Raw genomic sequence first — 6,843 nt, forward strand, 5'->3', positions numbered from 1 at the left:
CTTTGGCGACTCACTTCGCCACCGGTTCGAGAAGGGAGACCAAGCGCGCCTCGAAATCTGGATGCCATCCGATTTTAATCGCGTCTGCCAGCATGTGCAGCGAGCCGCGTATCAGGAAACGCTCTGTACACATCGCCCGGACTGGCGGTGCCGTTGCTTCCTCCACCCATGCGTATACCTGCTTCGCGACGGCCACTTTCTGGTCTTCGAGCGCGTCGGCAGGCAGCTCGTCGGCAAGCCGATTGAAGACGTAGGTCCATTCCTCGATGAGTCGGCGTTCATAGGCATCAAGCTCGGCCGGCATCAGGAGGCCATGCCGAACCCAGCGGGACCGCTGCGTGAACGCTCGCAGGTAGTCGCGGACAGCGTCACCTATCCGCGAGGCACCAATTCTGGTCAGCCGCAATTGCTCGACGAAGATCCTCTCGACGAACGCTTCAACATCTGGTGCCCCACTAGCCTCGATATCTACTGCGATGGGCAGGTTGTCGGGTAAGAAGCGCTCACGCAGATCGCTTACGTACGCGTCGAGCTCTTCGCCTGAAATATATAGGCTTCGACGACCCCCGAGGGCACGCAGGCACTGCTGGAACCACCATCCCTCCAGCATCTCGACGAACGGTTCCAGGTGCACTCGACGCACACACAGCGAACAGATTCGATGTATCGCCTCAAGCACTTCCTCAACCTCGTTCGCCTGACCGATGACGGTCACGCGTTCCAGCAAGGTTGCTTGCTCATCCTCGGAGAGCGCGTTCCACGCCAGGATCGCCTTCTTCAGCTCCTTGTTGCTCGACTTAGACGCCGCCTCGCACAAGATAGCCAAAGCTCCATCGACATCGCGATCCTCGAGACCGAGTCGACTGGCAGCTGAATTGTTGGGAATGGTCGACGTTGTGATGAGGTACAGCCTTGTCGTGGATGGCTCGAGCGAACCGTCTGACAGCGCTGCGCACCAGATCCGCAAGGTTTTCCAAAGATCCACGCTGGAATCGCTCAACGAAGTGCCATCAGCTCGATGCTTCAGTTGCAGTCGCTCTGAGGTCGCATCGGATATGTACTCGACATCGTCGGCAGACTCGACTCCAACCTGCCAGTCGAGACCGTGCGGCAGGGCCTCAAGGGCACGCTGTAAGGCGACTCTGAACTGATACGCAAAGCCGAGGGCTGAGGCACTCGCCTCAAATTGCCCGCTATCGCCGACTGTCATCCCCCACTGCTCCCTACCGACTCAGAGGTCGAACCTGTGCTGGATACACAGAGTAGCCAGGCCGATCTCTGCGAGCGATAGTTCGATCTCTGGAAGAGCCGTGCACGCTGGTCGTCCTTCGCCCCATGCGCCCGCATTGCCACATCCAGGCGAACCCCGAGTGACCCGACCGCCATCCTGCTAGACCCCGCAAGGTCGAGTTCCGAGAAATTGTGGACACGAAGTGCTAATCGGAGGGGACCACGGCTGCGTTACAGGATACCCACGGGCGAGACACCGCGACGGGTTCCAATGTCCGGACCCCAGCCGGCTGTCGGGGGCAGCCGTCGAGGCGAGACCACCTCGACTTGGATGTTGCCGATGTCACGGACGACGAGAGTCGAAGACAACCAGCTCCTTCTCGGTGGTCCTTGCTTTCAGGCGAGGCAGGTGCTTTCGCGCGCCCCCACTCGTCGAAGAATGTCTTCGAGTCCGTTGGTCGCGAGTCGCGGGCTGACCGGCAGCATGGCTCTGGCCGCTGCCAAGTCTTCGAGAATGCGAAGGGCATCTGCATCGGGTATCTCGGTCAGGGCTGCCTCGACGATCTCGCGGTGGTCGAGGAACAGGAGTTCGATCACCGCGTAGTAGTTCAGTACAGCCCTGGAGGCAGTGTCTGCGGTCTCCCGGGACAGCGTATCGACCACGTCGAACAACGATCCTGACCACCGCTCATTGCCAGCAGACTGGAAGAGCGACTCGACATCGCTGCGGCCTTCCGTGTCCAACCCAGAAGACGATCGCAGAGCACCTCTGGCGAATGACCGCACCTCGCGGCGCACCACCAGTCGCGTGATGTCGCCCAACTGCTCCACACCCACGTCGTGCCGCACATCGACCAGAGTCCTAGCCGCACGAAGGAGATCGCGCGGAACACCTCCGGACAGACAGAAGCACAACGCGAGGAACAGGTCCGGGAAGCCGGTCACGCGGCGCCGCAGCAGATCCAGGGATTCGGCGAGGGAGAGGTCGGGGAGCCAAACGACCTCGTCGAACGACGTGTCCACGGTTGTCCGCAGGTTCGCGACTCGCTGCTCGAACTGGGCCAGCGCATCCTCGGAAACAGACGTCAAGTAGATGCAGCCCGGGACGTCGAACATCGCCTTGATCTGATTGAGGAACTGCTCGGCAGATTCAGCGCTCGCGATCCGATCCATCTCATCGATTGCGACCAGCAGACCCCTGCCCTTGCCGGGCAAGGGCTCGCAAGCGACGTGCTCCGCGAAATCGCGATATCGCCGTACCAGCTCCGGCAACGTCAGCGGCTGCTGCGCCAACTGCCGCGCGCGTCGCAGTCCAAGGCCGAACAGCCCCCGGCTCAGGTTAAAAGCCCTTTCGGACTGCATGGTCTGTAAGTACCTCAAATGAGCCAGCTCGGTCGCGGCCTCTCGGGCCAGCGGACCTGCGCCTGGTTGCGTGATCTCGCCCAGGACAACGATCACACCTACCAAGCCCAGAAGCGCCAGCAAAGCGACCTCGGGTTGAAGAGGGACGCCGAACCCGAGCGAACTGACGATCTCCGCACTCCGATCTGACAGCCAGCCGCTGACCGCATCTGACGTCGTCTCGGTCGACGCTGCGCCGAGGAGCGCAAAAATGAGCACCACACATGCAAACCGGCCGACAAACCGTACTCCTCGGGCGATCGCCCGAGACACTAAGGATCTCGGCCCGAAACCTCGGCCGCCATCCGCCTCGATCACTGTGTCGCACAGTTCCGCGAAGAGATCGATCAAGAAGTCCTTCGGCGCGTAATCGACCGGCGCTTGGACGAAGATCGCCAAGGGTGGCCGCAGCTGCGGGGTCTGCCTGATCGGAAACGGTGCGTCTGTCCGCACACTGTCGAGCATCCTTCTCAGCAACGTCGTCTTGCCTACGCCGCGGCGCCCGCTCACGGCGACTGATGTCGCACCGAGTTCAGTGATCAATCGGTGGACGCGGCGAGCGCAAGCCCGCTCGATCCAGGGAACGTCCAGATCCCGGCCAGACAGGCCCGGCGTCCGATCGACGAGCAACCTGGTCGGAGTCCACCGAGTGGCCTCGGCATTGAACAACATCCGCAGTTCCATCACGAGACGCTCGGACATGGCTTCGTACCATTCGTCCAAGGATCTCGTCGCTCCGCGCAGCACCCGCCGAACAACCGCCGCAACCGTGAGGTTGGCCGCCGCCACCACAACGATCACAGGTACAGCATCGATCGACGCCGAGAGCACAGTCCCGAACTGATCCCCTACCTCGGCACGACCGCTATGTTCCCACCAGCGGCCGAGAGCACCGAGCTGCTTGAGCATGATCCACAAAGCGAGCATGCTCACGGAGACCGCGACGGCAGCTCGGCCGTAGACCCTCCGCCGCTCCCCCGAGGTCGCGCTTGCCAGATCGCGATTGAGCTGCCGAAGGGTTCTCCTGCGCTCCACTCGGATGATGGCATCCGCATCGACGAACTCCGGCCGCTCATTGAGCTGGTCGAGAGTCAGACGCAGCATCAGCCCGGCAACTATCAGATCAAGCGCACGCGGTACCGCCGAGCACAGCAGGGCTACCCGGTCATAGACGCGTATCAGCAAAGGCACCGACGGACTCCGCGCACTCAGGTCTTCTGGTCACCGAACGCTATCGTTCACCGACTACACACTGCAGCCGACCCGGCGCGTCACGCGATGGAGTCGTGCCGGCAGCCAATCTCAACTCGCTCCACAGAGATCGGCAGACCGGACTCATCACGCACCTCCATCGGTGCGATCGGCTGGTGATCGAGGAGAACCGATCAGCGGCTACGGGGTCCGTGGCAGCTCCGGTGGGTCGAGCTCCAAGCGTGTGGTTAAGGTGCGTGTCCGGCCTCGGACACGCGACTTAACCACACGGTCGGCCAGTGGGTCGATCTCTACGTCGAGCTTCTGCCCGACGTGGTTGTATGTCACGGCCAATCTCAGCGAGGCATACAGCTCTCCTAAGTGCTCCGGACTCGCTCGATCCAGTGCCCTCGCTATGTCGCCGAGCTGGTCGATGTACGAATCGAGTTCTGCCCGACTGACATATGGGGCGCACGCCCGCCCTGGTACCGCCCGCCGATCAGCACCTGCGCAGCCATCGCCGCCCAGACCCGACGCTGCACGTGCTGTCGCTCGGACTTCGACAACCCTCCAGTGATGGTCATTGCCATGTCGTGCACCGTGTTGTCCGGATCGAACCGCCCACCCAGACTCGTCGACCGGGATCGGCGCCCGCTGGGACTTGAAGGCCAGTCGGTACGCCGGTTTCTCGTGGACGGTTGGCCCAGAACGGCAGCAGCTTGTTGACCGGACTACTGATCAGCTGCGTCGACGGCGGGCGGACACCTGGGCTCGCAACTGCACGTTCGTTGGGCATTGCCTCGGCATAGCGGCGGGAGCAAGCTGGGTGGATTGGGGATGGGGTGGGGGGTGCCCGGATGAACCTTTGAGCTGCGGGCTGTCGAGGACCGCCGGCGTAATGCGGCCAGCTAGTAGCTGCCTCGATTCCGAGGCCAGGCCGCGTCCACGTGCTCTCAGGAGCGACGTCGTCGGCGTTTCGCGCCGGCGGCCTGACGTCCAACGCCCACCGCTGGCACCGTGCGCCAGCCGAGGAGACAGGAATCACCTCGTGACAAGCTCCCACCGACCGGCATGGAATCGCTTCATCGGCCTCACCGGCCTCGCAGTCATCTCACTGGTCGCCGCGACCACCGCCACAGCGACAGGCCCGCCGGCCCCGCCGTACACGGTCAAGACCCTGACGACTGTCTCGGGGCCGACGCCCTTCGCGGCGGGCTGCCCCGGCGCCTTCCATGACGAATTGAAGATCCCCGGCCTCGTGGTCGAACCGGCGATCGCGGTGAATCCGCGGAACCCCCGCAACCTCATCGCCACGTGGAAGCAGGACATCTCCCCGGAGTTCAACGCCCGGGACGATCTGGTGGCTTCCTCGTTCGACGGTGGTAAGACGTGGCGCCGAACTGCCGTTCCGGGGCTCACGCGCTGCACCGGCGGGACCGCCGACACCGCGAGCGATCCGTGGGTGTCGTTCGGCGGCGACGGTACGGCGTACTTCGGCGGGCAGGCCGGACTCGTTTCGACCGACCCGGACGAGATCGCGATCGTCGCGAGCCACTCGAACAACGGTGGCCGCCGCTGGGCTCCACCGGCGACGGTTGCTCCCCGGCTCGCAGGCAACGAGACGCCGGCAATCACCGGCAGCCCGACGAAACCAGGCCATGCCTACATGACGTGGGCGAACTTCCGCGTGGACATCGACCCGCCGTGGACGAACACCGTGTCGTTCTCGCGGACGCGCGACCGCGGCGCAACGTGGTCGCCCCCCGTGCTCGTGGACCAGGCCGACCCGTTCGCGATCGACTTGGCGCCCCGAATCCAGGCCCTCCCGGACGGAACACTGCTCGCAATCTTCGCCCGTGCTGACTTTGCGACCCAACGTGCATCCATCCAAGCCGCACGTTCACTCGACGAAGGCCGTACCTGGCTGCCGCCCGTTGAGGCCGGGTCCAAACCGCTCCCCGGCGAATTCCACGACCCCGAGACAGGCGACATCCTCCCGCAGCCAGGCTTCCCCAGCTCGACGGTCCGACCGGACGGTACCGTCTACGTCGCCTACGAGAACAGCACCTCACCCACGGCCGGCGGGATCGGGATCGTGAAATCCAGCGATGGCGGCCGCACCTGGACCACGATCACGCTGCCCGGCGTCAGCGCGTTCGCCTTCGAACCTGCGATCGCCGTCGACAAGCACGGCACGGTCGGGGTCATCTGGTACGACCTGCGCAACGACCGAGCGGGCGATACAGAGACAACAGCCGATGTGTGGTTCTCCTCCTCCCGGGACGCAGGCGCGACCTGGCAGCAGATCCATGTCGCCGGACCGACCGACCTCCGCACCGCGGCACCACCCGCGCAGAACAGGTTCGGCGAATACCAAGGCCTTGCAGGACTCAAGACCGGCTTCGCCGCCATCTTCGGCCTGGCAACCCCACAAGCACAGAACGGACCAACCGACATCTTCTTCGCACAGATCGCCCCGGGCCGGTGAGACAGGCCTCCCCCGGAAGCTCCACTGACTTCGTTGCCCAGCCCCAGTGCCTTTGAGGTGGACACCGGGGGATCTGGAACGACGACCTGATGCCGATGGCCGACAGCTTCCTCGGGTTCTCGGCCATCGTCAGGCACCTCAACCCTGATTGCGAACCGCAACCAGCCACCAAGCTGATCCCAGGCGCAGAGACTAACCTGTTGCTGCCTGCCACACTTCGCCTGCCACTGCTACACCACAGGCGAGTTCGAGGACTTCAAACTACTGCTCTCAACCGCGGACGGAGACACTGGCCAGACTGGCGATCGGCGGTTGGGGTGTCCCGTTCATGACTCAACTGCGCGGTGCCGACAACACCGCCCTCAAGCGAGTCCTCGACTGGTGCCCGAAGTACCCGTCGTGGCGTCGAGGTTTCGAGGCGGAGCTGGCTCCAAGCAGGACGGTCGCATAGGCGAGGCGCCACGCCGGGTCGGCACAACCTGTGGGTAGTCCGCCCCCCCGGTGGGGCGACCCCGCCGGGGAAAGGGTTTGCG

4 protein-coding genes are annotated in these 6,843 nt (G+C 63.9%); 2 read left to right on the forward strand and 2 right to left on the reverse strand.

Features of this window, described 5'->3' with window-relative positions; all coding sequences use genetic code 11:
- Positions 1-10 precede the first annotated feature (10 nt).
- Entirely contained in the window at positions 11-1,210 is a 1,200-nt protein-coding gene (locus tag ACWEOO_RS37440; protein ID WP_452147075.1) for an ABC-three component system protein, read from the reverse strand.
- Positions 1,211-1,626: 416 nt separating this feature from the next.
- Complete coding sequence (locus ACWEOO_RS37445) at positions 1,627-3,822, reverse strand: ATP-binding protein (protein ID WP_452147076.1); 2,196 nt, start codon at positions 3,820-3,822, stop codon at positions 1,627-1,629.
- A 1,048-nt stretch (positions 3,823-4,870) separates the two neighbouring features.
- On the opposite strand from ACWEOO_RS37445, the gene ACWEOO_RS37450 reads away from it, so the two are divergent.
- Complete coding sequence (locus ACWEOO_RS37450) at positions 4,871-6,310, forward strand: sialidase family protein (RefSeq protein WP_452147077.1); 1,440 nt, start codon at positions 4,871-4,873, stop codon at positions 6,308-6,310.
- A 328-nt stretch (positions 6,311-6,638) separates the two neighbouring features.
- Complete coding sequence (locus ACWEOO_RS37455; protein ID WP_452147078.1) at positions 6,639-6,761, forward strand: hypothetical protein; 123 nt, start codon at positions 6,639-6,641, stop codon at positions 6,759-6,761.
- Positions 6,762-6,843: the final 82 nt, after the last annotated feature.

The organism is Kribbella sp. NPDC004138, from assembly GCF_053603655.1.